Origin of the sequence: Aeromonas sp. FL131 (genome assembly GCF_049860615.1) — a bacterium.
In the GTDB taxonomy this organism is placed as follows: domain Bacteria; phylum Pseudomonadota; class Gammaproteobacteria; order Enterobacterales; family Aeromonadaceae; genus Aeromonas; species Aeromonas hydrophila.
Genome location: NZ_CP187595.1, coordinates 3,279,438 through 3,305,066 on the forward strand (window position 1 = coordinate 3,279,438; position 25,629 = coordinate 3,305,066).

Here is a 25,629-nt window from a genome sequence, read left to right on the forward strand (position 1 = left end):
ATGGCCAGTAAAAAAATCGACCGCCTGAGTTTTGATGCCACTCTGGAAGAGCTGGAAACCATAGTTCATCAACTGGAACAGGGCTCTCTGCCGCTGGAAGAGGCCCTCAAGCAGTTTGAGCAGGGCATTTATCTGGTGCGGGCCGGTCAGCAGAAGCTGGAGCAGGCCGAGCAGAAGATCCAGATCCTGCTGACTCAGGCCGATGGCAGCGAGCAAGCCGTCCCCTTCCAGCCAGAGCAAGGAGAGGAGTGAGTGACGCTGGACGATTTTTCCCGCCTGCACCGGCAACGTATTGACGACTGTCTGTCTGCACAACTTGAATCCTTGCCCGCAATGGCCCCCCGCCTGCGCGATGCCATGCGCTACGGCCTGCTGCTGGGCGGCAAGCGGGTGCGCCCCTTCCTGGTCTACGCCGTCGGCGAGATGCTGGGCGTAAAGAGCGAACTGCTGGACGGCCCGGCCGCCGCGGTAGAGTGCATCCACGCCTACTCCCTGCTGCACGACGACCTGCCCGCCATGGATGACGACGATCTGCGTCGCGGCCAGCCGACGGTGCACAAGGCCTTCGATGAAGGCACCGCCATTTTGGCCGGCGATGCCCTGCAAACCCTGGCCTTCACCATTCTGGCCGATCACCCGATGCCGGATTCGCTGCTGGCCAACCGGGTACGGATGCTGAGCCGGCTGGCCCGCGCCTCGGGTTATCTCGGCATGTGCGGCGGTCAGGCGCTGGATCTGCAGGCGGAGGGGCGCCAGATTTCCCTCGCCGAGCTGGAACAGGTACACCGCCACAAGACCGGGGCTCTCATCGAGTGCGCCGTGGCGCTTGGCGCCCTGTGCAAGGCCGACGTGGATGAAACCACCCTGAGCGCGCTGCAAACCTATGCCGCCGCCATCGGTCTCGCCTTCCAGGTGCAGGATGACATCCTCGACATCACGGGCGATACCGCCACCCTCGGCAAGCGGCAAGGTTCCGATCTGGCGCTGGAAAAGAGTACCTATCCGGCGCTGCTGGGGCTCGACAATGCCCGTGAGCTGGCTCGCGAACTGCATGGTAAAGCCTTAACAGCCTTGCAATCTTTGCCCTACAATACCGACATTCTGGAAGCGTTTGCCGATTACATCATCGAGCGAACCCACTAAACGCTGGATAACAGTAACAATATGAGCGTTGATATAAGCAATTTCCCCAACCTGGCCCTCGCGGATACGCCGGTCGAGTTGCGATCCCTGCCCTTCGAGCGACTGCCCGTGCTGTGCAACGAACTGCGTGAATATCTGCTGCGTTCGGTGAGTCGCTCCAGTGGCCATCTTGCCTCCGGGCTCGGCACCGTCGAACTGACGGTGGCGCTGCACTACGTCTACAACACCCCGTTCGATCGGCTGGTGTGGGACGTTGGCCACCAGGCTTATCCCCACAAGATCCTCACCGGTCGCCGCGATCGGATGCAGAGCATCCGCCAGAAAGACGGTCTGCACCCCTTCCCCTGGCGCGGTGAGAGCGAATATGACGTGCTCTCGGTCGGCCACTCCAGCACCTCCATCGGTGCGGCGCTCGGCATGGCCGTGGCGGCCGAGAGCGAAGGGCTTGGCCGCAAGGTGGTGGCGGTGATCGGCGATGGCGCCATCACCGCCGGCATGGCGTTCGAGGCGCTCAATCACGCCGGCGATGTCCACAAGGACATGCTGGTGGTGCTCAACGACAACGAGATGTCCATCTCCGAAAATGTCGGGGCGCTCAACAACCACCTGGCCCGCATCATGTCTGGCAAGCTCTACACCACCATCCGCGAGGGTGGCAAGAAGGTGCTGGCCGGCCTGCCGCCGGTCAAGGAGCTGGCCAAGCGGGCCGAGGAACACCTCAAGGGAATGGTGGTGCCCGGCACCCTGTTCGAGGAGTTCGGCTTCAACTACATAGGCCCCATCGACGGCCACGACATCAACGCCCTGGTCGAGACCCTGCGTAACATGCGCAACCTCAAGGGGCCGCAGCTGCTGCACGTCAAGACCAAGAAGGGCAAGGGCTACGAGCCCGCCGAGAAGGACCCCATCGGTTATCACGGCGTGCCCAAGTTCAATCCGGACGAGTGCACCCTGCCCAAGGCGAGCGGCGGCAAGCCGAGCTTCTCCGCCATCTTCGGCCAGTGGCTGTGCGACATGGCGGCCAAGGATGAGCGGCTGGTCGGCATCACCCCGGCTATGCGCGAAGGCTCCGGCCTAGTGAAGTTCAGCCAGCAGTATCCGGATCGCTACTTCGACGTGGCCATCGCCGAGCAGCACGCAGTCACCTTCGCCGCCGGTCTCGCCATCGCCGACCAGAAGCCGGTGGTCGCCATCTACTCGAGCTTCCTGCAGCGTGCCTACGACCAGCTGATCCACGATGTAGCGCTGCAAGAGCTGCCGGTACTGTTCGCCATCGACCGGGCCGGTCTGGTGGGGGCCGATGGCCCCACTCATCAGGGGGCGTTCGACATCAGCTTCCTGCGCACCGTGCCCAACATGGTGATAATGACCCCGTCCGACGAGAACGAATGCCGCCAGATGCTCTACACCGGCTACCAGTGCAACGGGCCGGCGGCGGTACGCTACCCCCGCGGCAGCGGCACCGGCATCCAGGTCGAGAGCGAGATGCAGGCGCTGGCGCTCGGCAAGGGCCGCATTGTGCGTCAAGGAAAGGGCACCGCCATTCTGGCGTTCGGCACCCTGCTGCAACAGGCCAAAGCGGCAGCCGAGGCGCTCGATGCCACCCTGGTGGATATGCGCTTCGTCAAACCGATGGACGAGGCGCTGGTGCTCTCCCTGGCCGCGACTCACGATCAGTTCGTCACCCTCGAGGACAACGCCATCATGGGCGGCGCGGGCTCTGCGGTGAACGAGCTGCTGATGCGCAGCAAACAGTGCAAGCCGCTGCTCAACCTCGGCCTGCCGGATCGCTTCGTCGAACAGGGTACCCAGGAGGAGATCTACGCTCTGCTGGGGCTCGATGGCGCCGGCATCCAGCGCAGCATCGAACAGTGGCTGCAGGCTTGACCCCTCAGCACACAGCAAAAGGGCGCCGTTATGGCGCCCTTTTTGTTTGTCTGTCTCGTTGGTTTATCTGTGACCATCAGCCCTTGTAGAGCTTGGGATTGAACACATCCCGCAGCCAGTCACCCAACAGGTTGATGACCAGCACCAGCACCACTAGGCAGATGCCCGGGAAGGCGGTGATCCACCAGGAACCGGAGAAGATATAGTTGAAGCCCACGCTGATGAGCGAGCCCAGCGACGGCTGATCCACCGGCATCCCCAGACCGAGGAAGGAGAGCGCTGCCTCGCTCATGATGGCGTTGGCCACCTGCACCGTGGAGATGACCAGGATCGGCGACAGGCAGTTGGGCAGAATGTGGCGGAACATGATGCGCGGGGCGCGAAAACCCATCACCTTGGCCGCTTCCACATACTCCTTCTTCTTCTCCGCCAGTACCGAGGCGCGCACGGTTCGGGCGTACTGCGGCCACTCGGCGATACCGATGATCACCACCAGCATCAGGATGGCGAACTTCGAGTAGAACTCGGAACCAAACGTCGCCTGGAAGATGGCGGAGATGATGATCGCCACCATCATGGTGGAGAACGACAGCTGCACGTCGGCAAAGCGCATCAACAGGCTGTCGATGCGACCACCGAAGTAACCGGCCATCAGCCCGATGACGATACCGAGCACCAGCTGCAGCGCCACCGCGAACAGACCTATGGTCAGCGAGATGCGGGCGCCATAGAGGATGGTGCTCCAGATGTCGCGACCCTGGTTGTCGGTACCGAGCCAGAAGCGCTCTTCGCCTCCTTCCAGCCAGGAGGGCGGCAATTCGGCATCCATCAGATCGAAGCTGGTCTGGTCATAGACATTGTACGGGGCCAGCCAGGGTGCCAGCAGCGCCGCCAGTACGAACACCACGAACACCGCAAAGCTGAACATGGCTACCTTGTCCCGCAGGAAGTAGTAGACGATGTCGGAATTTTTAAAACGAGCCCAACGGCTTGGGCTTGCAGTCACAGCATTGGTCATCTGTTACCCCTTGGCGGTCAGGTTGACGGTCGGGTTGATCAACCCGTAAAGCAGGTCGACCAGGGTGTTGGTCACCACGAAAATGAGCCCGACGAAGATGACGTAGGCGGTGATGAGAGGCGTATCGACCCGGTGGATCGCCTCAAGGAACAGGAAGCCGGTCCCCGGCCACTGGAACACGCTCTCGGTCAGGATGGTGTAGGCCACCATGGTACCGATCTGCACACCACCGACGGTAATGACCGGCAGCATGGTGTTCTTCAGAGCGTGGCTGTAGTAGACCTTGTTGTTGTCCAGCCCCTTGGCACGGGCGAACTTGACGTACTCGGAGGAGAGCTGCTCCAGCATCTCGGAGCGCACCAGCCGGATGAACAGCGGCAGCATGATGGAGGAGAGCGCCACGCAGGGCAGGATCAAATGCTTGATGCCGTCCCAGGTGAAGAAGCCCGACTCCCAGCCCAGCAGGTTGTAGGTCTCGCCGCGGCCATAGGCCGGCAGCCAGCCCAGCTGGATGGAGAAGAGGTACATCAACATGATGGCGGTCAGGAACACCGGGATCGAGATGCCGATGCTGCTCCCCGCCATGATGATCTTGGTCGGTATGCTGTGCGGGCGGATCGCCGAGTAGACCCCAAGCGGAATGGAGACCACCACGATGATCAGCGCAGCGCCAAACACCAGCTCAAGAGTAGCCACCAGCTTGTCGAGGATAACCTCGAGGGCTGGTCGCTTGAAGAAGTAGGAAGTACCCAGATCCCCGTGTACCGCGTTCTTCAAGAAGCGGCTGTATTTGACGAGGAAAGGATCGTTGAGGCCCATCTTCTCGCGCAATTCGTGGCGCTGGGCTTCGGAGACGGATTGTCCCACCAGCTCGCGCAACGGATCCCCCAGGTTGTCCTGGATGGAGAAGGCGACCAGGCTGATGACGAACATCACTATCACGGCCTGATAGAACCGTTTCAGCAGGAATGTAAACATGCTTGTCCTTCTACGTGGCCTGTGTCATGGCACAGGCTTCTGTTAGCAGGCGGGGTGGCCGGCTGACCACCCCGCCCCGTCCTTCCTTGCAACCTTCGCTTACTTGCCGACCACCAGGTCGCCGAAGTAAGGGAAGTTCATCACGTTGACCACCGGCTTGATGTCGGCGTTCTTCTTGGCGCCGTAGGCCAGATCTTCCCAGTGCAGCGGCACATAGGCAGCGTCGTCGATCAGCATGGCTTCGACCTTCTTCAGCATCTCGGCACGCTTGGCCGGATCGGTCTCGGCGTTGGCCTGCTCGACCAGCTTGTCAGCCTCGGCGTTGGCATAACCAGCGCAGTTGTACTGACCCATGCCGGTCTTGGCATCCTTGGTGAAGGTCAGGAACTCGAAGAAGTTCGCACTGTCTTCGGTGTCGGAGTGCCAGCCGATCAGCTGCATGTCAGCGGCGCACTTGTCAAACTCAGGCCAGTACTGGGCCACCGGCATGGTCTTCAGATCCACCTTGATGTTGATCTTGGCCAGCATGGCGGAGACGGCCTGGGCAATCTTGACGTCGTTGACGTAACGGGCAGCCGGGGAGATGAAGCTCATCTTGAAACCCTGCTCATAGCCGGCTTCCTTCATCAGCTGCTTGGCCTTGGCCAGATCATACTGGGGCTTGAGCGCCTCGTTGTGACCGGCATAGCCTTTCGGGCTCAGCTGGCCGGCAGGGGTGCCGAAGCCTTTGTTGATCTTCTCGACGATGCCCACCTGGTTGATGGCGTAGTTGATCGCCTGACGCACGCGTTTGTCTTTCAGCGCCGGGTTGGTGTTCTGGTTCAGCTCGATGATGATGGCGCGGGTACCGGACAGGGTCACCAGCTGGGTGTCCTTGCCGTTCTTCACGCGCTCCAGATCGTTCGGCGCAACCGGGTAGATCACGTCCACGTCGCCACCCAGCAGGGCCGCCACGCGGGTGGCGTCTTCCTTGATGGGCACCACGGTCAGGTTGTCGACGTTGCCCTTGGAGGCCTTGTCCCAGTAGTTGGCGTTGCGGGTGTACTCCAGCTTCACACCCTGCTCGCGGAACTTGACGCTGAACGGGCCGGTACCGGAGACGTGGGTGGAGGCGTAGGAGTCGCCGTTCTTGACGATCTCGGCCTTGTCTTTGCCAGCCTCGGTCTTGCCGGTATAGAACTTGGAGTCCATCGGGAAGATATAGGTGACGGTCTGCAGCACCAGCGGGAACGGCTTGGCGGTGACGAGATCGACGGTGTACTCATCGACCTTCTTCACTTCGGCGATGGGGTCGAAGATGGCCTTGAAGTCAACGGAGGACTTCAGACGGTTGACGGTCCACACCACGTCGTCGGCGGTGAAGTCGTTGCCGGAGTGGAACTTGACGCCCTTGCGCAGGAAGAAGCGCACGGTCTTGTCGTCGATGCGCTCATACTTCTCGGCCAGACGCGGCTCGAATTTCAGGTCCTGGGTGTAACGCATCAGCGGATCGAACACCAGGTGGGACATCTCCAGGGTCTGACCGGAGAGCTGCTCCTGCGGATCCAGCGAGGTGGCGTCGGAGGCGACGGCGACCTTGATGTCGACGGCGGAAACGTTAAAAGCGAAACCGGCGGCAAACAGCGCCAGGGCAATCTTGGATAATCCTTTCTTCATGTCTTTCTCCATGCTTTTGGCTTTTTATTGACACTTTTTTTGACAAGCAGAGCGGCGGGCCGCCCCTTTCCTAGCTTGCGATTTCCAGCCCCTCGCGGGACATTCCCTTGAACTCCGGCATGAGGGAGATCAGCTTGCGGCTGTACTCATGCTCGGCATTGGTAAAGAGTTTCTCGGTCTCCGCCACTTCCACCAGATGACCGTGCTGCATTACCCCGATGCGATCGCACATCTGGCGGATCACCGGCAGATCGTGACTGATGAACAGCATGGTGAGGCCAAGCTCCTGCTGCAGATCCTTGAGCAGGTTGAGGATCTGGGCCTGCACCGAGACATCCAGCGCCGAGGTGGGCTCGTCGCAGATGAGGAAGCGTGGCCGGGTCGCCAGGGCGCGGGCAATGGAGATGCGCTGACGCTGGCCGCCGGAGAATTCGTGGGGATATTTGACCCCGGCACCACGGCCAAGACCGACGTGATCCAGCAGATCCCCCACGATCCCCTCAATCTGGCTCTCGCTGCCGGCCAGCTTATGAAAGCGGATCGGCTCTGCGATGATGTCGCGCACCTTCATGCGCGGGTTCATCGAGGAGTAGGGGTTCTGGAACACCATCTGCATCTGGCGACGCAGCGGGCGCCGCTCATGCTCACCCTTGAGCGCGGTCAGATCGATCCCCTCGAAGAAGATCTTGCCGGTATCGGGCGGATAGAGGCCGGTGATGGCACGGGCGATGGTCGACTTGCCGGAGCCAGACTCCCCCACCAGGCCGAAGGTTTCACCCTCGAAGATCTCGAAGCTGATGTTGTTGCAGGCCCGCACGTACTGGCGGCGGCTCGGGAACAGGGAATCCTTGGTGACGAACTTCAGATCCACGTTTTCCACCCGCAGCAGCGCCCCTTCATAGGCACGCTCGTCCTGACTCTGGCCAAGCCAATGGGTCTTGAGATCGATGCTGGTATCCGCCGCACCGGCGTCCTCGATATAGGAGACCAGCGGGAAGCGCACCAGCTTCACATCCGAGCGGGGCACCGCCGAGATGAGGCTGCGGGTATAGGGGTGGTTGGGGCGACCCAGCACCTGTTCGGTGGTACCGAACTCCACCAGATCGCCGCGATACATGACCGCCACCTTGTCGGTGACGTTGGACACCACACCCATATCGTGAGTCACCAGCATGCAGCCCACCTGCCGCTCTTTACAGAGGTTGCGGATGAGCTGAAGGATCTGATCCTGAATGGAGACGTCCAGCGCCGTGGTCGGCTCGTCGGCGATGATGAGCTCGGGATCGCCACAGAGGGCGATGGCAATGACCACCCGCTGGCGCATGCCGCCGGAGAACTGATGGGGATACTGCTTGATGCGCAGCTCAGGCTGCGGGATGCCCACCGCAGCCATCAGGGAAAGCGCCTTGGCAAAGGCCGCCTCACGGGTGAGGTCGGTATTGGCCAGAATGGTTTCAACCAGCTGCCGTTCGACGGTGAACAGCGGGTTGAGGGAGGTCATGGGGTCCTGGAAGATGAAGCCGATGCGCGACCCTCGAATGGCCCGCATCTCGTTCTGGCTCTTGCCGGAGATGAGTTCGCCATTGAGATAGATGTCGCCACGGGCGATACGGCCAGGGGGGCTCAGCAGGTCGATGACGGCGTTGCCTATGGTGGACTTGCCGGCACCGGATTCGCCTACCACACCGACTATCTCCCCCTTTTCAACGGAAAAAGAGAGATCCTTCACTGCGGCCAGCACCCCGTAGCGGGAGGGGTACTCGATCCGCAAGTTTTTCACTTCGAGCAAGGACATGTTTACCTCTGCGGGGGACATCCGTCCCAAATAATTCGTCCGTAAATCGGCCGCAGATGCCGGTCGTGCCTTGGGGTGATCTTGAGTGCTTGATATGACTGCAAAACGCTCAATCCATGAGACAACGAAACCAGCGATCCGGGCGGGTTTTTTGCATTTTTTTGGAATAACCCGCGAGTAACTTAGACGGTTTGGCGGCGAGTGTAAATGATCGGGTTATACAATTTCGCAATACTTTGCTCAGTTAGCAGCCAAGCCAGTAGTTATAAATCATGACAAGCATCACATATACAGACTATATGACCGATAAAATGCATTACTAGTGCTTTTACTTTCAACAATGGCGTAACAGGCGGGAATATTCACTATTGACACAATAGTCTTAAGCTTCGAATGAGTAGTGAATATTTATGTGAAATGATTTTTTAACGGCAGCATATGCCGATGAATGAAAACTAAACAGAGATATATAGGGGGATGCCAGCATGGCGCTCCCCCTTGCTGTCACCCTCAACCCAGCCAGTATGCCAGCGATTGCATACAAAACAGGGCGAACAGGCCGGCGATGAGATCGTCCAGCATGATGCCGAGGCCGCCATGGATACGGCGGTCGAACCAGGAGATGGGCCAGGGCTTGAGGATGTCGAACAACCGGAACAGCACGAAGCCGGCCAGCACCCACTCCCAGCCGGTCGGGGCCGCTATCATGGTGACCCCAAAACCGATCACCTCGTCCCAGACGATGGCGCCGTGATCCGGCATGCCGATGGCATCGGTGGCGCTCTGGCAGATCCGGATGCCCGCCACGAAGCCCACTATCAGCAGCCCGATGAACCAGGGCGTCGACAGACCGCTCACCAGCAGGTAAAGGGGGATGGCGGCGAGCGTCCCCATGGTGCCCGGCGCCTTGGGCGAGAGGCCGGAGCCAAAGCCCACCGCCAGAAAGTGCAGCGGATGCTTCAGGTTCAGCCGCTTCAGCTCGGGCTTTATCATCAACAGACTCATGCGAAGTGGTCCCACCCTTTCAGTTCCAGCGCCACCGTTTGTTCGCCCCGCAGATAGTCGATACCCGGTTCGCCGGCAACGATGCGGCCGATGCGGGTAAACTTGACGCCGCAGTTGGCCAGCGCCGTGTCCAGCGCGCCGCGATGCTCCTCCGGCACGGTGAAACAGAGCTCGTAGTCATCGCCACCGGCCAGTGCCAGCTGCCAGCCATCCTGTTCGCTCACCGCATCCTGCAGCACCGGCGAGAGCGGCAGCAGATCGAGATCGATCTGGGCCCGCACGCCGGAGGCCTTGAGGATATGGCCGAGATCCGAGGCCAACCCGTCGGAGAGATCCAGCGCGCTGCCAGCCAGCCCGCGCAGGGCCTGTCCGGCCAGAATGCGGGGATGGGGATGGTCGAGGCGCGGCAGCACGGCCGCCAGCTGGTTCTCGTTGAGGGTTCGCTTGGCCAGCAGATGGGAGAGCGCCAGGGCGGCATCGCCCAGGGTGCCGGTCACATAGACTCCGTCCCCTGCCTTGGCGCCGCTGCGCAGCAGGGCACGGCCAGCCGGCACCGACCCTTTCACCGATACCGTGATGGAGAGCGGGCCGCGGGTCATGTCGCCGCCCACCAGCGCCACATTGTAGTATTCGGCAAGCTCCAGGAACCCTTCGGCAAAACCGGCTACCCAGGCCTCGTTGATGGTGGGCAGGGTCAGCGCCAGTGAGACCCAGCGCGGCTCGGCACCCATGGCAGCCAGATCGGAGAGATTGACCGCCAGCGCCTTGTAGCCCAGATCCACCGGATCCATGTCGGGAAAGAAGTGGACGCCGCTCACCAGGGTATCCGTGCTCACCGCCAGCTGGGTGTCGGGGGGCAGGGTCAGCAGGGCACAATCATCTCCAGGGCCCATCACCACGTCCTTGCGGGCGTGGGGGACCTTGAAGTACTTATCAATCAGCTCGAATTCACCCATACAGTAAAAAGCCAGCAATAAGCTGGCTCCTCTCTTAGATGCTGTTGACGGACAGCAGGATCAACGCTTGTTCAGCGACTTGATCACCTTGTCCAGTACACCGTTGACAAACTTGTGGCTGTCATCGGCAGCAAAGGATTTAGCCAGCTCGATCGCTTCGTTGATGGCCACGCGCGGCGGCACATCATCACGACGGGTCAGCTCATAGGTCGCCAGACGCAGGATCGCCTTGTCCACCATGTCCACTTCTTCCAGCGGACGGGAGAGGAAAGGTGTGAAGACCTTGTCCAGCTCGTTGCAGTGGAGGGCTACTCCGAACAGCAGATCGCGGAAGTAGTTCAGGTCCACCCCCTTGGTGTCCTGATCGATCTTGAACTGCTCTTCGATGTCGCCCACGTTGGCCTTGGTCATCTGCCACTGGTAGATGGCCTGGGTGGCACAATGGCGGGCCTTGCGGCGCTCGGACGGTTTCAATGCATTTCTCCTCGTTACACGTCCAGCTGTTTCAGGACGTTGATCATTTCGAGCGCGCTCAATGCTGCCTCTGCACCCTTGTTACCCGCCTTGGTACCGGCACGCTCGATGGCTTGTTCAATGTTTTCAGTGGTCAGTACGCCGAAGGCAACCGGAATTTCATATTCCATCATTACCTGGGCCATGCCCTTGCTGTTCTCGTTTGCCACCAGATCGAAGTGATAGGTGCCGCCACGGATGACGGTGCCCAGCGCCACGATGGCGTCATATTGACCACTCTTGGCCAGCTTCTTGATGGCCAGGGGGATTTCGACTGCGCCCGGCACTCGCACCAGGGTCAGGTTGCTGTCCTGGACTTGACCTTGACGCTTCAGTACGTCTACCGCACCGTCCACCAGGCTTTCGTTGATGAAGCTGTTGAAACGGGCAACGACAATAGCAACGCGCGCCTCAGGAGCGGCGATATTTCCTTCGATAACCTTCATGGGAAATCCTGTCTCTGTGCAATCAAAAGGGGCCGGAGTCAAAAGTGCGCACATTCTAGCACAAAGGGGAATCGGACAAAAACATGCATCACAATTCTGGCAACGACAGCACAATTGACTTTTTGCTTAACTGATCCGACCTGATAATAATACGCCACCCTACTACGGGTTAAAATAATAACACCAAGGAGTTCAGTATGTTGGATTTCAAACGCAGTGGCGTCGCACTCGCCTGCCTGCTGCCGCTGGCTGCTCAGGCCGATGCTGGCAGCCCGCGCATCATCGGCGGCAGCGCCGTGACAGCCCCCAGCTGGATGGTGGCCGTCGGCGAAGTCGTCAACGGCAATTGGAGCAATTTCTGCGGCGGCACCCTCATCGACAAGCAGTGGGTACTCACCGCAGCGCACTGCGTCGCCGAGGCCCAGTCCGGCCCCATGGAAGTGGCCATCGGAGTGAGTGATCTCAGCCGCCCCCACCTTCGCAGCAAGGTAGACCAGGTGCTGATGCACCCGGAGTATTACGTCAACCTGCTGATCAATCTGGGTTATCGCGACACCCCGAACGCCTCGGATGTGGCCCTGCTGCACCTTGCCACGCCCGTTACCCAGGCACCGATCGCCATCGCCGACCCCGTCATCAAGGATACCTGGCAGCAGAACACGACCATGCTGCATGCCCTGGGGTACGGTGGCATCGACCCCAGCGCGACCAAAGCCAGCCCGCAACTGCTGGCGGTGGATCTCGCCTATCGGGGAGACCGGGACTTCTGGTACGGTGACCCGACCACGACCCATATCTTCGCCGGCAAGCTGGCCGGTCAGGACACCTGCAAAGGCGACAGCGGTGGCCCGCTCACTTATGGTGGACAACTGGTCGGCGTGACCAGCTACGGGGCCTTCCCCTGCGCCACCGGCAGCGCCGGTGGCTATGTCTACGCCCCTGCCTTCAGTGACTGGATCGCCGAGCAGCAGCAAGGCGTCACCCTGACCACGGTCCGCGGCCTGATCCTGCCTTCAGGCACCAGTGGCTGGGCCGACTACCTGCTGGCCAACCGCAGCAACCAGGCGGTCACCCTGAGCGGCATCTACAGCGATGCCCCCGCCATGAGCAACGGCTGCGCCGCCCGTCTGGAAGCGGGTCAAACCTGCACTCTGCGGCTTCGCGCCGATGGCAACAATACCATCGGTACCCTTCGCGTGCAGGGCGTTGAACTCACCGCCACCAATGAACAGGGGGCGAGCCAGCGCCTTGAAGGGGCCTTGATCAGTCTTACCAGCGAGCCCACCAAGACTCCGGATACCACCACGACCACCACGACGACCACTTCAAGCAGTGGCGGTGGTGGCGCCACCGGATTCGCAGCCCTGTTGCTGCTGCCGCTGGCCTGGTTGCGCCGGCGCCGCTGAGGCAAAACAACAAGGGATGACCGAGGTCATCCCTTGTTTCATCTCCGTTTCATTACATCAGGCTTATTCGCCAACGTACTCCACCACTTCCAGGCCGAAACCGCCGAGGGCGTGGTACTTCTTCGGTGAGCTCAACAGGCGCATCTTGCCCACACCCAGCGCCTTGAGGATCTGGGAACCGACGCCGACCCGGCGCGAAGTGCCCTGCCACTTGGCCCCTTCCGGTGCCAGCCCCTTGTCCGCCGCCTCGAACCCCTTGACCCGGGCCAGCAGCTCGGCGCCGTGAGCTTCCGCCCCCAGGATCACCAGCACCCCGCCTTCATCGGCGATGCGGGCCATGGATTTGGGCAGCGGCCAGCTGCGGGCGCTATGGCGATCGGTCAACAGCAGATCGCTCAGCACGTCGTGCAGATGGACTCGCACCAGAGTCGGCTGTTCGGCCTGAACCTCACCCTTTTTCAGGGCGAAGTGCACCTGGTTGTCGATGGTGTCGCGGAAGGTGATGAGGTCGAACTCGCCAAACTCGGTGGGCAGCTTGCACTCGGCCACCTTCTCCACCGTGGTTTCGTGCTGGTTGCGGTATTCGATGAGGTCGGCGATGGTGCCGAGCTTGATGCCGTGCTGCTCGGCGAACAGCTCCAGATCAGGGCGGCGCGCCATGGTGCCATCTTCGTTGAGGATCTCGACGATGACGGACGCCGGCTCGTAACCCGCCAGCCGGGCCAGATCGCAACCGGCCTCGGTGTGGCCGGCGCGGGTCAGCACGCCACCATCCTGCGCCATCAGCGGGAAGATGTGGCCGGGCTGCACCAGATCGGCGGCCTTGGCGTTCGGTGCGACAGCTGCCTGCACGGTGACGGCGCGGTCGGCGGCGGAGATGCCGGTGGTCACCCCTTCGGCCGCTTCGATGGTCACGGTAAAGGCGGTGGAAAACTGGGCATTGTTGCGATCGACCATCAGCGGCAGCGCCAGCTGCTTGCAGCGATCCCGGGTCAGGGTCAGACAGATGAGCCCCCGGCCGTAACGGGCCATGAAGTTGATATCTTCCGGGCGGACACAGGAGGCGGCCATGATGAGGTCCCCTTCGTTCTCCCTGTCTTCGTCATCCATCAGGATCACCATCTTGCCAGCCTTGATATCGGCAATGATTTCCTGGGTCGTGCTTAGCGCCATGGGCTACTCCATCAACATGCTGCGGGGATTGAGCCAGTCGGCTCGGCTTGATACTGCCTATTGTGCTCTAGATGGGGCACAGGAGGCCCCATTTCAATCGGCGCGGGATCACAGAAAAGCGTTTTTCCCGCCGAGGGGCCATCACAGGAAACCGGACTGGGCCAGCTTTTCCAGGGTCAGGGTGGAGGCGCTGCTCTCCTCACGCTTGCCCGTCATCAGCCGCTCCAGATAGCGGGCAATCTGATCCACCTCGAGATTGACCCTGTAGCCAGCTTTCCACTGGGCGATGGTGGTCTCCTGGGCGGTGTGGGGCACTATGGTCAGCCGGAACAGATCCCCCTGCACCGCATTGACGGTGAGGCTGATGCCGTCCACCGCGATCGAGCCCTTCTCGGCGATGTAGCGGGAGAGCTCGCCCGGCGCCTTGATCCAGTACTCGATGGCGCGGCCGCTGGCGGACTTGCTCTTTACCTCGCCGATGCCGTCCACATGGCCGGAGACCAGGTGGCCGCCAAGGCGAGAGGTGGGCATCAACGCCTTCTCGAGGTTGACCCGATCCCCCACCCTGGCGGTGGCGAAACCGGTGCGGGAGAGGGTTTCCAGCGACACGTCGGCGGTATAGCTCTTGTCGCCGAGCGCGATCACGGTGAGGCAGACGCCGTTGGTGGCGATGGAGTCACCCAGCTTGACGTCGCCAAAGTCCAGGGTCGGTGCGTGCACGGTGAGGGCCATGTCCTCACCCTGACGGCGCAGCTCGGCCAGGGTTCCCACCGCTTCGATAATTCCGGTAAACATGCAGATCACCTTGCTGATGACGGGGGCGGCACGGCCCCCTTTAACATTGATAAGTCAGGCCAGTCTGGCCGTAATGCGGATATCCGGCCCCACCATGCGCACATCCTTGATGTTGAGCTTGGGCGCCTGGAACAGCCGGGTCAGCCCCGGCAGGTGGAACAGGCCGCGCCCCTCATCCCCCATCAGTTTGGGCGCCTGATAGAGTACCAGCTCGTCCACCAGCCCCTTGTCCAGCAGGGCGCCGCACAGCCGCGGTCCCGCCTCCACCAGCACAGAGTTGACGTTCTGCTTGGCCAGCAGCATGAACAGGCTGACCAGATCCAGCTTGCCATCCAGCAGCGGCACTTCCAGCTGCTGCACCCAGGCGGGCCACTCACCGGATGCCTTGTGGCGAGCCAGCAGTACCGGGCCCTCGCTCTGGAACAGCGGCAGATCCGGGGTGAGCCGGTTTTGCGAATCGACGATGACCCGCAGCGGCTGGCGCAGAGTCTCTTTGGGATAAGCGGCCTTGACCGAGGTAGGCAGCTCGTCCCAGCGCACGGTGAGGGAGGCGTTATCCGCCAGCACGGTTTCGGCGCTGGAGAGCACCGCATCGTGGCGGGCCCGCAGTCGCTGCACGTCGCGACGCGCCTCCGGGGAGGTGATCCACTGGCTCTCGCCGCTCGCCATGGCGGTACGACCATCCAGGCTGGCGCCAAGCTTGACCGTCACCTGCGGAAACGCGGTGCGCATCCGCTTGAAAAAGCCCGGGTTGAGCGCTTCCGCTTCGCTCGCCAGCAGGCCGAAATCGGTCTTGATGCCGGCCTCGGAGAGCATCCGCAGGCCGCGCCCGCCCACCTGAGGGTTGGGATCCACCATGGCGGCGACCACCCGGCTGACACCGGCCTTGATCAGCGCCTCGGCGCAGGGCGGGGTGCGGCCGTGATGGGAGCAGGGTTCCAGGGTCACGTAGGCGGTGGCGCCGCGGGCGTTGTCACCGGCGGCATGCAGGGCGTACACCTCGGCATGGGGCTCGCCCGCGCGCTGGTGCCAGCCCTCTCCCACCACCACGCCGGCCTTCACCAGCACGGCGCCGACGCAAGGGTTGGGGGCCGTGGTGTAACGGCCGCGGCGGGCCAGTTCGAGGGCCCGGCTCATCCATTGGTAATCGTCTTGACTAAACATCTGGGCTCCTCTAACAGCACATCCAGGCTGACGCAATATCGTAGGTTCGATTAGCGCAGCGTAATCGAACGCGGCAACCTAGTTTGGAAGAAAAACTTACTTCTCCAGCTTGGCGATCTCTTCACCAAACTCGCGAATATCTTCAAAGCTGCGATAGACGGAGGCAAAGCGGATATAGGCCACCTTGTCCAGGCTCTTGAGCTCGTCCATCACCAGGTTGCCCACCAGCTGGGAGGCGACTTCGCGCTCGCCGGTGGCGCGCAGGCGGGACTTGATGTGGTTGACAGCCTTTTCGATGGCCTCCATGCTCACCGGCCGCTTCTCCAGCGCCCGCAAGATGCCGGCCCGCAGCTTGTCTTCGTTGAATGGCTCGCGCGAGCCGTTGGATTTGATGACGCGGGGCATCACCAGCTCGGCCATCTCGAAGGTGGTGAAGCGCTCGTGGCAGAGCAGGCATTCGCGACGGCGGCGCACCTGATGACCTTCGGCCACCAGACGGGAATCGATCACCTTGGTATCTACCGCACTACAGAAAGGGCAATGCATCGGACCTCCGGCGTTGACGGAAAAGGGCGCCGGCCCCGGGGGCTGGCTCTAGGCCGGCCAGTGTAGCACGGCCATCCGGAACCGGTAAAAGCCCGTGGAAACAAGGGACGGCATACACCCAGACGGCCCCTGGCTCAGTCATCATAAGGCAGGGTATCGGGGTCGCAGCCCTCATAATCGGGTTCGGGATCGACGGCAAAGCGACGCGCCTCGATATGGCTGTGACCCAGCAGCAACGCCTTGCCCACCCGGTGCATGCCATCCATCACCCGACCGGCGCTGTCCAGCAGGATGGGATAGGCGAGATCGGCCGCCATCATCAACTGGCAGTGCTCCACCACGCTGCGCACCGTGGGGCGGGCGGCGTCATGGCCGTACCAGTGCAACTGATCGAGCTCGGCAATGTCGCCGAGCGCCACCGCCTGCACCGGCAGATCGCGGCTCAGTCGTACCAGCCGGCGCACGTCCCAGGCCAGCAGCCCCTGTTCGCTGGCGCGAAAGTGGTACTGGGCACGGATCGCCTGCCTGAGCGCCGCCTCCAGCGCCAGGTCTTGCTGTTCACTGGCCATGGTCAGATTGCCTTGCCCGCTATGCTCTTCGCCCTTCAGCGTCATCAGGCCCTCCTGTGTTGCCAAACGCCACAAAAAACAATGCCACCCGTGGGTGGCATTGGTCTCAAACCGGGTGAGGGCCCTTATCAGGCATACACCGGGAAACGACGGCAGATATCCAGCACCTGTTCACGTACGGTGGCCAGCACGGCATCGTTGTCGTGATTGTCCAGCACGTCACAGATCCAGTTGGTCAGCTGGATGGACTCGGCTTCCTTGAAACCACGGCGGGTGATGGCCGGGGTACCGATCCGCACACCGGAGGTGACGAACGGGGAGCGCGGGTCGTTGGGCACGGAGTTCTTGTTGACGGTGATGTTGGCTTTACCCAGCGCAGCGTCGGCCTCTTTGCCGGTCAGCTCGCGGCCGATCAGGTCAACCAGCATCAGATGGTTGTCGGTACCGCCGGAGACGATCTTGTAGCCGCGCTCGATGAAGGTCGCTGCCATCGCCTTGGCATTCTTGACGACCTGAGCCTGGTAGGTCTTGAACTCCGGCTCCAGTGCCTCTTTGAAGGCCACCGCTTTACCGGCGATGACGTGCATCAGCGGGCCACCCTGACCACCCGGGAAGACGGCGGAGTTGAGCTTCTTGTAGAGCTCCTCGTCGTCAGCGGCGGAGAGGATCAGACCACCGCGCGGACCGGCCAGGGTCTTGTGGGTGGTGGAGGTGACCACGTGAGCGTGGGGCACCGGGTTCGGGTAGACACCAGCGGCGATGAGGCCTGCCACGTGGGCCATGTCGACGAACAGCCAGGCACCGACCTTGTCGGCGATTTCGCGCATGCGAGCCCAGTCGACGATGCCGGAGTAGGCGGAGAAACCACCGATCATCATCTTCGGCTTGTGTTCGACGGCCTGACATTCCATGTCGTCGTAGTCGATCTTGCCGGACTCGTCGATGCCGTAGGGGATGATGTTGTACAGCTTGCCGGAGAAGTTGACCGGGGAGCCGTGGGTCAGGTGACCGCCGTGGGCCAGGTTCATGCCCAGCACGGTGTCGCCCGGCTGCAGCAGAGCCATGTAGACGGCGCTGTTGGCCTGGGAGCCGGAGTGCGGCTGCACGTTGGCGTAGGTGGCACCGAACAGCTCTTTGGCGCGCTCGATAGCCAGGGTTTCAACCACATCCACATACTCGCAACCACCGTAGTAACGCTTGGAGGGGTAACCCTCGGCGTACTTGTTGGTCAGCTGGGAGCCCTGGGCTTCCATGACACGGGGGCTGGTGTAGTTCTCGGACGCAATCAGCTCGATATGCTCTTCCTGACGACGGGTCTCGTCTGTGATGGCCTGCCACAGCTCTGGATCATAGCCGGCAATGGTCATGTCACGTTTCAACATCCGTTTCTCTCCTGAAAATCGTTTGCGCGATAGGTGAAGTGGGCAGGCGCATTGTAACGTGAGCCGGATCAAAGAGACAGTCCAACCACCCAAAAATTTGTTTAAAAAATGTAAAATGTGTCGCGAAATTCACAATGACCATGGCCCCCAATCGGCTGGCCCGTCATCGCCCGACACCCACGCCAGCCGTGCCATCCCCTGTCACCGCTCGGGCAACATGACCGGGCCCGGACTGGCCGAACAACCAAAACCAGAGCCAGATCATGGATATAGCATTTACTAACAGATAACATCTTTAGCTGGCACAGCGGTTGCCCGGCATGCGCAACAACGACGCGACCGGCAACGGAAGGGCCCTCTCATCGCATTCGGTCAACTGCTGCTCACGTCATCCCCTTGCCTCTTTGCACCGCAGACCTCACGGGAGTAAGCCATGCTGGATAACCTGATGCTGTTTCTGATTATTTCGGTATTCGCGCTGTTCTATTGGATCTACTATACCGGCACTCGCAAGAGTCCCTTTGTCACGCAGTGGGATCAACTGCCCACCCGCGAGCAGTATCTGGCAGCGCACCCGGAAGCCATCGATGGCGACATCATCTTCTGCATTCATTGCGGCCACCATCAGCAACTGGATGTGGGCCTGGTGCACCAGACCGATTTCCGGCGCCAGCATATCTGCACCCGCTGCAAGAAGACGCTCTATCGCGAGGAGCTCTGACCCATCAGCCAAGGATCCGCAAGATGACATCATTGACCGCCAGCTGCCTGTGCGGCGCCGTCGCCCTGAGCCTGCCCGACCGCTTCGACTACCTGGGCAACTGCCACTGTTCCGAGTGCCGCAAATTTTCCGGCGCCGATTACGCCCCGGTGGGCGGCCTGGATGGTGCGCTCGTCACCATCACCCGAGGAGAGGAGGCCATCAGCCGCTTCCAGAAATCCCCCGAGACCACCCTCGCCTTCTGCCGCCACTGCGGCTCCAGCCTGTTCAGCGAGAAGCGCAGCAGCGGCAAGCTGAACCTGCGCCTCGGCATTCTCGACACGGCGCCGAGCCAGCGGCCCGGCTTTCACATTTTCGTCGGCTCCAAGGCCCCCTGGCACGAGATCACCGATGAGCTGCCGCAGTTCGAGACTCGCCCCACCGCCTGACACCGTCGCCGACATGCCCTGAAAAGGCCGCCTCTGGCGGCGTTTTTCCCGACTTGTTCGGCGGATTGTCACCTATGGGTTAACTTTTCTGCCAAAGCCGTTAGAATCGGGCTCAGTCTGCTTCCCGCTTGCCATCCACGGAGGAAAAATGCAGGAATTTCTGGCCACTAGCGAACGTCGGGCCGAACTTTACTGGTGGTTTGCCACCCTGTTTACCGCCCAGCTCAGCGACGAACAGATCGCCGAATACGACAGCTATGATGTGCGAAGCTTCCTGAAGAGCCTCTCCACGCTCGATCCGATGCGCCCGGCCGTGGCCGAGCTCAATGACGCCATCGCCCGCCTGCTGGTGCGCCCCGAGCGGGCCAACGCGCTGGCCGGCGACTTCCATGAGCTGTTCCTGGCCAACGACGCCGTCTCTCCCCATGAATCCGCCCACCAGGACGCCGCAGCGCTCGAGCGCATGCAGGCGCGACTGAGCCGGCTCAATATCGATGTCAGCGCCAAATACCAACAACCGGTCGATCATCTGGGGGTCGAACTGGATCTGATGGGCAATCTCATCATCCGCGCCGCCGAAGCCGCCAGCGCCGATCTGCGCGAACAGTGGCTCGGCGAGCAGGAGGCCTTGCTGCACGGCCATCTGCTGGCCTGGTTCCCGCATTTCGAGCGCGCCTGCCGCGCCGCCGATCCGTTTGGCTTCTACGGCGCCAGCGCCCGCCTGCTGGGGGTCTTCCTCACCATGGATGCCAACTACCTCAGCCTGGTCAAACCGGCGCCAGCCGCCGACTGAGTTCGACATGAAGACGGCCCTGCTGCTGATCGCCTGCTGGCTGCTGGCCCTGATCCCGCTGGATCAGGGCCTTACCCCCCTCGTGACCCTGCTGTTCAACCCGGACCGCGTCCTCTACGGTACCGCCCAGCTCACCGGTTTCGCCGGCATCCTGCTGACCCTCTACCTCGCCAATCTCGGGGTGGAGGTGGTGCTGCGCCGCCGCTTCCAGATAGCGGGCATGCTGGCCCTGCTGGCCGCCTGGGTCGACTTCATCAACAGCAGCGGCAGCGAGGCCCACTGGCTGCTGCTGCTCGCCCTGGCGCTGCCGTTTCACGGGCTCGGCCTGCTGGTGCTGGTGCGCGGCATCCAGGCCTTCGGCCGCCAGAAAGGCTGATAAACCACCAAAAATATTACAAATCATGACAGCCCGATCCGCCCATCCGCCCTTGTCACAAGGGCAGACCCTCAATTGCTGGTAACATTCGCTTACATTCAGCTCCCGTTCAGTTTCGCCGCAACCGTTATAGTGCCGCTCCTTTTCCAACCAATGCAGGAGCATCAGCATGCCTCCACAGGATGCACGCATCACGGGTCTCGACCTGTTGCGAGGGCTCGTCATCTTCATGGCCGTCTTCGAGCACTACACCGGCTACCTCAACTACTGGTATATCGACTTCTTCAACCGGGAACACGCCCTGTGGGACAGCTTCTATCTGTCGCACAAGGCGATGGCCGGCCAGCTGCTGCCCATGGATCACACCACGGCCCAGGTCTCGGCCTGGCTCATTCCCTGGGTCAGCCAGATCTACCTGGCACTGGCCGCCTTCAACCTCAGTCGCCGCGATCAGGCCAGTTTCAGACCGCAGCTGGGCGGCAAGCTGGTGCTGTTCGCCAGCATCATTCTGGTGCTCTATGTGGAAGGGCTGGTGATCGCCCCCAACTTCGGCGAGGCCATCTCGTTCTATCCAGTGATGCTGTGGATGTGTCTGCTGGCGCTCTTCTCGCTGGTCTATGCCTGGTTCGGCATTCGCGGCATGCTGCTGCTGACCCTGCTCAGCCTGCTGCTGGATCAGCTCGGCGTGCAGGATCTGCTCGGTCACATCGACAGCTGGATGAAGCTGCACGTGCACCCCGACTACGAGCTGGATGCCCGCCTCGACCTCTTCATGGCCAGCGGCTGCTTCGGCTTCCTCTATGGCTGGTGCTGGCATCAGCGGCCCCAATGGCGGGATCGCCTCAACGCCCTGGTGCTGACGCTCTCGCTGCTGGCGCTGGCCGTCTATCTCATGTTCGGCGAGACCAGCACGGTCGAGCTCAGCGATATCTACGCCAACGAACACGAACTGGCGATGGACATGGTCGGCCGCGCCGGCATCTGGGGCATGGAGTTTCTGGTGATCGGGGCCGTGCTCTGGCTGCATCAGCGCAACATCCGGCTGTGCTGGCGACCGCTCAACTGGATCGGCATGTACTCGCTGACCGTCTTCATCTTCCACAAGAGCATCTTCGTGCACCTGTGGGGCCCGCTCTTGCTGTGGTGGACCGCCCGTCAGGGCACCATCTTGCCCAACAACTTCGGCCTCATCATGGCGCTTAGCGCCACCAGCGTGCTGCTCATCTATGCCTTCCAGCGCTCCGGCATCATCTGCCACCTGATGGGCATGCATCAGGACCGGGACTGGGCGCGGCTCTATGGCAAATAAGTGCTGGCTGCCGCTGCTGTTCCTGACCCTGCCCCTGTCGGCCAAAGAGCCGGACAACCAGTGGCAGCTGGGCGGTCAGTGGCAGCTCGGCAGCAATCAGGCGGGGGTCCGCGCCGATGCCAGCATGCAGTTCTGGCTCGCCTATGAGCGGGAAACCCAGGTCGGCCTGCTTTTCGCCGATGGCCAGAGCGCCGGGCTGGCCTTGCCGCTCTACAAAAAGAGCTTCTTCGCGGTCGGCGTCGCCCCCATGCAGGTGGTCGATCGCAACCGCTTCAGCGCCTTCTGGCGCCTCGGCTGGCAACTGGACGACGATCACCAGCTCACCTTGGGCCAGCTCTATGACGTCAGCGGCCGTTATGGCCAGCTCTGGTACATGGAGCACAGCCTGCCGCTGCCGGCCGAGATCTCCCTCAACCTCTGGCTGACCCGGGGCAGTCAAGCCCACATGGCCGCCTATGGGGCAAACGAGGGCCTGCGGGACTGGGGAGTCACGCTGGAACGCAGCTGGCGCTGGCAGCAGTGGCGCCTTGGCACCGAGTTCGGCGCCAAGCAGTGGCTCATCAAGGAGCACGACTGGCAACCGATGATCAACCTGACCCTGAGTTATCACTTCAGCTGGTAACACCGCAAAAAGGGGGCGAATGACGCCCCCTCTCTTCCCTCCAGAATGCTTCATGCCATACTGACAGCAGCTTAAATGACAAAGAAGTCAATTCAGGAGTACGCGATGGGCGAAGAGACTTTCAATGCCATGCCGGATCCACCGCTGGCGGGGCAATTGAACATGAACGAGCTGCAACAGCTGTTCGAACTGGCCCCGTTTGGCATAGGTGTGTTTGACCGCCACTTCCGCTGCCGCAGCGTCAACCAGACCCTGGCCGATCTCAACGGTCTCTCCCGAGAAGAGCACTACGGCAGATACCTGCGCGAAATCGTCCCCACGCTGGCTCCGGTGCTGGAACCCCTGTTCCAGCAGATCATCAGCAGCGGCATCCCCCGGGTCGAGCTGAACCTGAGCGGCCATACCGCGGCCCACCAGGGCCGGCAGCGCCACTGGCAGGCGATTTACAGCCCCATGCTGGACGAACAGGGGGTGCCCGACCGCATCCTCACCATAGTGCGGGACGTCACCGAGCAGGTCGAAGCACAGCAGCGGCTGCAACTGGCCATGAGTGCCGGCCAGATCGGGGTGTGGGAGTGGCATGTGACGGAGGACAGGCTGCAGTTTGACGGCCAGGTCGAGCGCCTGCTCGGCACCACGGCCAGCCAGTTTCAGGGGGGGATGGAGCAGTTCATCAAGCGCTTCGACCCGCTCTCTGGCGAGCAGTTCAGGGCGGCGGTCAACGGCACGGCCCCCATTCACCTCACCCTCGGCTATCTCGGGCCGGATCAGTTGCGGGGCTGGGTCGACATTCACGCCGATCACGTGGCGGCCACCGACCATCAGGGGCGGCGCATCACCGGGGTGATCCACGATGCCACCAGTCGCTGCAACCAGGAGGACAAGCTGCGCCAGGCCAACGTGGTATTCGAGACCGCCGCCGAAGGCATCATCATCATGGATGGCCAGCGCCAGATCATCTCGGTCAATCCGGCCTTTTCCAGCATGACTCAATATGAAGAGGCGGAGATCGTGGGCAAGTCGCCGGAGGCCATCATGCATCCACGCCGTCACACCGACATCGATTATCCCTGGCATACCCTGCTGCCCGGCAGTCACGCCTGGCATGGCGAGATGATGTGCCTGCGCAAGGATGGCGGCTACTTCACCTCCTGGCAGCATGTCAGCGCCGTGCACGACAGTCGCCACAACACCACCAACTACGTCATCGCCTTCTCCGACATCAGCGCCATTCGCAAGGCCGAAGCACAGCTCAATCACCTCGCCTATCACGATCCCCTGACCGAGCTCGGCAACCGCAACCTGCTGCAGGAGCGGCTGGAGCTGGAACTCAAGACAGCCCAGCTCAACCACCAGCAACTGGCCCTGCTGTTCATCGATCTGGACGGCTTCAAGCTGATCAACGACACCCTGGGCCATCGCGCCGGCGATGAACTGCTCAAGCTGCTGGCCGAGCGGATCCGCCGCGTCCTGCGCCACAACGACGTGGCCGCCCGGCTCGGTGGCGATGAGTTCCTGGTGCTGATCCCCTTCTTTGAACGGCCACAGGAGCTGGAGCGGCTCGCCGAGCAACTGCTGGCCAGCCTGCGCGAGCCGGTCGAACTCGACCACGAGCGGGTGGCCGTCTCCGCCAGCATCGGCATCGCCCTCTATCCGGAACACGCCACCAGTCCGGATACCCTGGTCAGCGCCGCCGACAGCGCCATGTACGAGGCCAAGAACCGGGGCCGCAACGGCTATCTGTTCTATACCCCGGACATGACCGAGCAGACCAAGGAGCGAATGAGCATGGAGCAGGGGCTGTTCAAGGCCATCGAGCAGCATCAGCTCTGCGTCCTCTATCAGCCCATGACGGAACTCGCCAGCAACCGCATGAGCGGGCTGGAGGCCCTGCTGCGCTGGCAGCACCCCAGCGAGGGCATGATAGGGCCCACCCGCTTCATCCCGGTGGCCGAGGAGTGCGGGCTTATCGAGCAGATCGGCGAATGGGTGATGCGCACCGCCTGCCAGCAGGGACAGGCGTGGCTGGCCGCCGGACTGGCGGTACCCAGGCTGTCGATCAATGTGTCGGTGCGGGAGATGCGCTCGGCAGGTTACGTGGAGCGGGTCGCCGCCATCCTGGCCGAGACCGGCTTTCCGCCAGAGAAGCTGGAGATAGAGGTCACCGAGAGCATCATCCAGCGAGTCGATCAGAGCCTGCAGCTGTTCAGACGCCTGAAGGCGCTGGGGGTACAGATCGCCATCGACGACTTCGGCACCGGCTTCTCATCCTTGAGTCTGCTCAAGAGCCTGCCCATCGATCGCATCAAGATTGACCGCACCTTCGTGCAGGCACTGCCCGATGACAAACACAGCCGGGAGCTGTGTCGTACCATCATCAACCTGGCCGACAGCCTGGGCATGGTGGTCACCGCCGAAGGAATCGAGACCCAGGCCCAGCGCCAGTTTCTGCAGTCACTGCACTGCCAGGAGGGGCAGGGCTATCTGTTCAGCCACCCGCTGGCCGAGCCCCATCTGGCCGAGCAGCTGGACTCGCGCAAGGGCGCCTGGTGCTAGCGGTGTGCCGGGATCCGCGCCGCGCCAGTGGCGCAGTTGACGCTCATCAGTTGAAGGTCAGCCTGGCATCCCACCCTTCGTCCTGCTGCCGGCGTGACTCTTCCAGCAACGAGTCCTGCGGATAGGAGGATTTTTTCTCTTCGAGGGTGACGGACACCGACGGCTTGCGCGCCAGCCAGGCCTCGCTCAACTGGCCGCTGATGTGGTCCCGCAGGGATGGCGAGGCGGGCTGTGCCGGTGTCAACGCAAGGTCGTTGGCATGGGGGGCGGCCAATGCCTCATCGGTGGCCTGCGGGGCCTCGAACTGCCAGAGGGAGGAGCACAATAGCAGGGTCAACATGGGACTATCTCCGTCGATAAAACGACGTTTTTACCCAATCAGCGATTAATTG

At 61.9% G+C, this 25,629-nt stretch carries 26 protein-coding genes; 11 read left to right on the forward strand and 15 right to left on the reverse strand.

The genetic code is table 11. From position 1 onward, the window contains the following. The 3 genes from xseB to dxs are packed head-to-tail and all read left to right on the forward strand — an operon-like array spanning position 1 to position 3,030. Positions 1 to 252 (forward strand): exodeoxyribonuclease VII small subunit, encoded by a 252-nt coding sequence (gene xseB, locus ACPW75_RS15160; protein WP_179101338.1) that lies wholly within the window; start codon positions 1 to 3, stop codon positions 250 to 252. After that, positions 253 to 1,143 (forward strand): (2E,6E)-farnesyl diphosphate synthase, encoded by an 891-nt coding sequence (gene ispA, locus ACPW75_RS15165; RefSeq protein ID WP_077095620.1) that lies wholly within the window; start codon positions 253 to 255, stop codon positions 1,141 to 1,143. Between the two features lie 21 nt (positions 1,144 to 1,164). Next, positions 1,165 to 3,030 (forward strand): 1-deoxy-D-xylulose-5-phosphate synthase, encoded by a 1,866-nt coding sequence (gene dxs, locus ACPW75_RS15170; protein ID WP_077095621.1) that lies wholly within the window; start codon positions 1,165 to 1,167, stop codon positions 3,028 to 3,030. A 76-nt stretch (positions 3,031 to 3,106) separates the two neighbouring features. Here the strand turns inward: dxs and ACPW75_RS15175 are convergent, their stop codons facing one another. From ACPW75_RS15175 to ribH, 8 genes are all read right to left on the reverse strand, one after another. Then, positions 3,107 to 4,048 (reverse strand): ABC transporter permease, encoded by a 942-nt coding sequence (locus tag ACPW75_RS15175; protein ID WP_011707089.1) that lies wholly within the window; start codon positions 4,046 to 4,048, stop codon positions 3,107 to 3,109. Between the two features lie 3 nt (positions 4,049 to 4,051). Continuing rightward, complete coding sequence (locus tag ACPW75_RS15180) at positions 4,052 to 5,026, reverse strand: ABC transporter permease (protein WP_011707090.1); 975 nt, start codon at positions 5,024 to 5,026, stop codon at positions 4,052 to 4,054. A 99-nt stretch (positions 5,027 to 5,125) separates the two neighbouring features. Next, complete coding sequence (locus ACPW75_RS15185; protein WP_011707091.1) at positions 5,126 to 6,682, reverse strand: ABC transporter substrate-binding protein; 1,557 nt, start codon at positions 6,680 to 6,682, stop codon at positions 5,126 to 5,128. Between the two features lie 70 nt (positions 6,683 to 6,752). After that, the gene (locus ACPW75_RS15190) at positions 6,753 to 8,477 is read right to left on the reverse strand and encodes a dipeptide ABC transporter ATP-binding protein (protein ID WP_077095622.1); all 1,725 of its coding nucleotides are present in this window, start codon (positions 8,475 to 8,477) and stop codon (positions 6,753 to 6,755) included. A 510-nt stretch (positions 8,478 to 8,987) separates the two neighbouring features. Beyond that, positions 8,988 to 9,482 (reverse strand): phosphatidylglycerophosphatase A family protein, encoded by a 495-nt coding sequence (locus ACPW75_RS15195; protein WP_077095623.1) that lies wholly within the window; start codon positions 9,480 to 9,482, stop codon positions 8,988 to 8,990. Then, positions 9,479 to 10,438, reverse strand: a complete 960-nt coding sequence (gene thiL, locus ACPW75_RS15200; RefSeq protein WP_011707094.1) for a thiamine-phosphate kinase — start codon at positions 10,436 to 10,438, stop codon at positions 9,479 to 9,481. Before thiL ends, ACPW75_RS15195 begins: the two co-directional genes overlap by 4 nt. A gap of 60 nt (positions 10,439 to 10,498) precedes the next feature. Then, a complete protein-coding gene (nusB, locus tag ACPW75_RS15205; protein ID WP_077095624.1) occupies positions 10,499 to 10,912 on the reverse strand; it encodes a transcription antitermination factor NusB in 414 nt (137 codons plus the stop codon). Between the two features lie 14 nt (positions 10,913 to 10,926). Further along, positions 10,927 to 11,397 carry a 6,7-dimethyl-8-ribityllumazine synthase gene (gene ribH / locus ACPW75_RS15210; RefSeq protein WP_016351731.1) on the reverse strand — a complete coding sequence of 157 codons (471 nt, stop codon included), beginning with the start codon at positions 11,395 to 11,397 and terminating at the stop codon, positions 10,927 to 10,929. A gap of 197 nt (positions 11,398 to 11,594) precedes the next feature. On the opposite strand from ribH, the gene ACPW75_RS15215 reads away from it, so the two are divergent. Beyond that, positions 11,595 to 12,803, forward strand: coding sequence for a S1 family peptidase (locus tag ACPW75_RS15215; RefSeq protein ID WP_077095625.1), 1,209 nt, complete (start codon positions 11,595 to 11,597; stop codon positions 12,801 to 12,803). Positions 12,804 to 12,866: 63 nt separating this feature from the next. Here ACPW75_RS15215 and ribBA read toward each other — a convergent pair whose 3' ends face one another. The 6 genes from ribBA to glyA form a co-directional block, all read right to left on the reverse strand. Then, on the reverse strand, positions 12,867 to 13,976 hold the full coding sequence (gene ribBA, locus ACPW75_RS15220) for a bifunctional 3,4-dihydroxy-2-butanone-4-phosphate synthase/GTP cyclohydrolase II (RefSeq protein ID WP_016351734.1): 1,110 nt from the start codon (positions 13,974 to 13,976) through the stop codon (positions 12,867 to 12,869). Positions 13,977 to 14,117: 141 nt separating this feature from the next. Next, positions 14,118 to 14,771, reverse strand: a complete 654-nt coding sequence (locus tag ACPW75_RS15225; protein ID WP_077095626.1) for a riboflavin synthase — start codon at positions 14,769 to 14,771, stop codon at positions 14,118 to 14,120. Positions 14,772 to 14,825: 54 nt separating this feature from the next. Further along, positions 14,826 to 15,935, reverse strand: coding sequence for a bifunctional diaminohydroxyphosphoribosylaminopyrimidine deaminase/5-amino-6-(5-phosphoribosylamino)uracil reductase RibD (gene ribD, locus ACPW75_RS15230; protein ID WP_077095627.1), 1,110 nt, complete (start codon positions 15,933 to 15,935; stop codon positions 14,826 to 14,828). 96 nt (positions 15,936 to 16,031) lie between these two features. Continuing rightward, positions 16,032 to 16,481, reverse strand: a complete 450-nt coding sequence (nrdR, locus tag ACPW75_RS15235) for a transcriptional regulator NrdR (RefSeq protein WP_010675395.1) — start codon at positions 16,479 to 16,481, stop codon at positions 16,032 to 16,034. A 134-nt stretch (positions 16,482 to 16,615) separates the two neighbouring features. Next, positions 16,616 to 17,095 (reverse strand): hypothetical protein, encoded by a 480-nt coding sequence (locus tag ACPW75_RS15240; RefSeq protein WP_077095628.1) that lies wholly within the window; start codon positions 17,093 to 17,095, stop codon positions 16,616 to 16,618. 83 nt (positions 17,096 to 17,178) lie between these two features. Next, positions 17,179 to 18,432, reverse strand: coding sequence for a serine hydroxymethyltransferase (glyA, locus tag ACPW75_RS15245; protein WP_077095629.1), 1,254 nt, complete (start codon positions 18,430 to 18,432; stop codon positions 17,179 to 17,181). Between the two features lie 433 nt (positions 18,433 to 18,865). Between glyA and ACPW75_RS15250 the strand changes: the two genes are divergently transcribed. The 7 genes from ACPW75_RS15250 (at position 18,866) to ACPW75_RS15280 (ending at position 25,237) form a co-directional block, all read left to right on the forward strand. Next, complete coding sequence (locus tag ACPW75_RS15250) at positions 18,866 to 19,153, forward strand: hypothetical protein (protein ID WP_017409302.1); 288 nt, start codon at positions 18,866 to 18,868, stop codon at positions 19,151 to 19,153. A 23-nt stretch (positions 19,154 to 19,176) separates the two neighbouring features. After that, the gene (locus ACPW75_RS15255) at positions 19,177 to 19,581 is read left to right on the forward strand and encodes a GFA family protein (protein WP_024944278.1); all 405 of its coding nucleotides are present in this window, start codon (positions 19,177 to 19,179) and stop codon (positions 19,579 to 19,581) included. Positions 19,582 to 19,729: 148 nt separating this feature from the next. Then, complete coding sequence (torD, locus tag ACPW75_RS15260) at positions 19,730 to 20,374, forward strand: molecular chaperone TorD (RefSeq protein WP_017409304.1); 645 nt, start codon at positions 19,730 to 19,732, stop codon at positions 20,372 to 20,374. 7 nt (positions 20,375 to 20,381) lie between these two features. Beyond that, positions 20,382 to 20,750, forward strand: coding sequence for a hypothetical protein (locus tag ACPW75_RS15265; RefSeq protein WP_016351742.1), 369 nt, complete (start codon positions 20,382 to 20,384; stop codon positions 20,748 to 20,750). A gap of 169 nt (positions 20,751 to 20,919) precedes the next feature. Then, positions 20,920 to 22,059: a hypothetical protein gene (locus ACPW75_RS15270; RefSeq protein WP_077095630.1), complete on the forward strand. Its 1,140-nt coding sequence runs from the start codon at positions 20,920 to 20,922 to the stop codon at positions 22,057 to 22,059. Beyond that, positions 22,049 to 22,681, forward strand: a complete 633-nt coding sequence (locus ACPW75_RS15275) for a hypothetical protein (RefSeq protein ID WP_077095631.1) — start codon at positions 22,049 to 22,051, stop codon at positions 22,679 to 22,681. The genes ACPW75_RS15270 and ACPW75_RS15275 overlap by 11 nt, the downstream gene beginning before the upstream one ends. A 105-nt stretch (positions 22,682 to 22,786) precedes the next feature. Further along, positions 22,787 to 25,237 carry a sensor domain-containing protein gene (locus ACPW75_RS15280; RefSeq protein WP_077095632.1) on the forward strand — a complete coding sequence of 817 codons (2,451 nt, stop codon included), beginning with the start codon at positions 22,787 to 22,789 and terminating at the stop codon, positions 25,235 to 25,237. Between the two features lie 46 nt (positions 25,238 to 25,283). Here the strand turns inward: ACPW75_RS15280 and ACPW75_RS15285 are convergent, their stop codons facing one another. Continuing rightward, complete coding sequence (locus ACPW75_RS15285; protein ID WP_077095633.1) at positions 25,284 to 25,577, reverse strand: hypothetical protein; 294 nt, start codon at positions 25,575 to 25,577, stop codon at positions 25,284 to 25,286. Positions 25,578 to 25,629: the final 52 nt, after the last annotated feature.

Coding starts and splice junctions, on each gene's coding strand:
- xseB (WP_179101338.1), top strand. CDS start 1: ATGGCCAGTAAAAAAATCGACCGCCTGAGTTTTGATGCCACTCTGGAA.
- dxs (WP_077095621.1), top strand. CDS start 1,165: ATGAGCGTTGATATAAGCAATTTCCCCAACCTGGCCCTCGCGGATACG.
- ACPW75_RS15175 (WP_011707089.1), bottom strand. CDS start 4,048: ATGACCAATGCTGTGACTGCAAGCCCAAGCCGTTGGGCTCGTTTTAAA.
- ACPW75_RS15180 (WP_011707090.1), bottom strand. CDS start 5,026: ATGTTTACATTCCTGCTGAAACGGTTCTATCAGGCCGTGATAGTGATG.
- ACPW75_RS15185 (WP_011707091.1), bottom strand. CDS start 6,682: ATGAAGAAAGGATTATCCAAGATTGCCCTGGCGCTGTTTGCCGCCGGT.
- ACPW75_RS15190 (WP_077095622.1), bottom strand. CDS start 8,477: ATGTCCTTGCTCGAAGTGAAAAACTTGCGGATCGAGTACCCCTCCCGC.
- ACPW75_RS15195 (WP_077095623.1), bottom strand. CDS start 9,482: ATGAGTCTGTTGATGATAAAGCCCGAGCTGAAGCGGCTGAACCTGAAG.
- thiL (WP_011707094.1), bottom strand. CDS start 10,438: ATGGGTGAATTCGAGCTGATTGATAAGTACTTCAAGGTCCCCCACGCC.
- ribH (WP_016351731.1), bottom strand. CDS start 11,397: ATGAAGGTTATCGAAGGAAATATCGCCGCTCCTGAGGCGCGCGTTGCT.
- ACPW75_RS15215 (WP_077095625.1), top strand. CDS start 11,595: ATGTTGGATTTCAAACGCAGTGGCGTCGCACTCGCCTGCCTGCTGCCG.
- ribBA (WP_016351734.1), bottom strand. CDS start 13,976: ATGGCGCTAAGCACGACCCAGGAAATCATTGCCGATATCAAGGCTGGC.
- ACPW75_RS15225 (WP_077095626.1), bottom strand. CDS start 14,771: ATGTTTACCGGAATTATCGAAGCGGTGGGAACCCTGGCCGAGCTGCGC.
- ribD (WP_077095627.1), bottom strand. CDS start 15,935: ATGTTTAGTCAAGACGATTACCAATGGATGAGCCGGGCCCTCGAACTG.
- nrdR (WP_010675395.1), bottom strand. CDS start 16,481: ATGCATTGCCCTTTCTGTAGTGCGGTAGATACCAAGGTGATCGATTCC.
- ACPW75_RS15240 (WP_077095628.1), bottom strand. CDS start 17,095: ATGACGCTGAAGGGCGAAGAGCATAGCGGGCAAGGCAATCTGACCATG.
- glyA (WP_077095629.1), bottom strand. CDS start 18,432: ATGTTGAAACGTGACATGACCATTGCCGGCTATGATCCAGAGCTGTGG.
- ACPW75_RS15250 (WP_017409302.1), top strand. CDS start 18,866: ATGCTGGATAACCTGATGCTGTTTCTGATTATTTCGGTATTCGCGCTG.
- ACPW75_RS15255 (WP_024944278.1), top strand. CDS start 19,177: ATGACATCATTGACCGCCAGCTGCCTGTGCGGCGCCGTCGCCCTGAGC.
- torD (WP_017409304.1), top strand. CDS start 19,730: ATGCAGGAATTTCTGGCCACTAGCGAACGTCGGGCCGAACTTTACTGG.
- ACPW75_RS15265 (WP_016351742.1), top strand. CDS start 20,382: ATGAAGACGGCCCTGCTGCTGATCGCCTGCTGGCTGCTGGCCCTGATC.
- ACPW75_RS15270 (WP_077095630.1), top strand. CDS start 20,920: ATGCCTCCACAGGATGCACGCATCACGGGTCTCGACCTGTTGCGAGGG.
- ACPW75_RS15275 (WP_077095631.1), top strand. CDS start 22,049: ATGGCAAATAAGTGCTGGCTGCCGCTGCTGTTCCTGACCCTGCCCCTG.
- ACPW75_RS15280 (WP_077095632.1), top strand. CDS start 22,787: ATGGGCGAAGAGACTTTCAATGCCATGCCGGATCCACCGCTGGCGGGG.
- ACPW75_RS15285 (WP_077095633.1), bottom strand. CDS start 25,577: ATGTTGACCCTGCTATTGTGCTCCTCCCTCTGGCAGTTCGAGGCCCCG.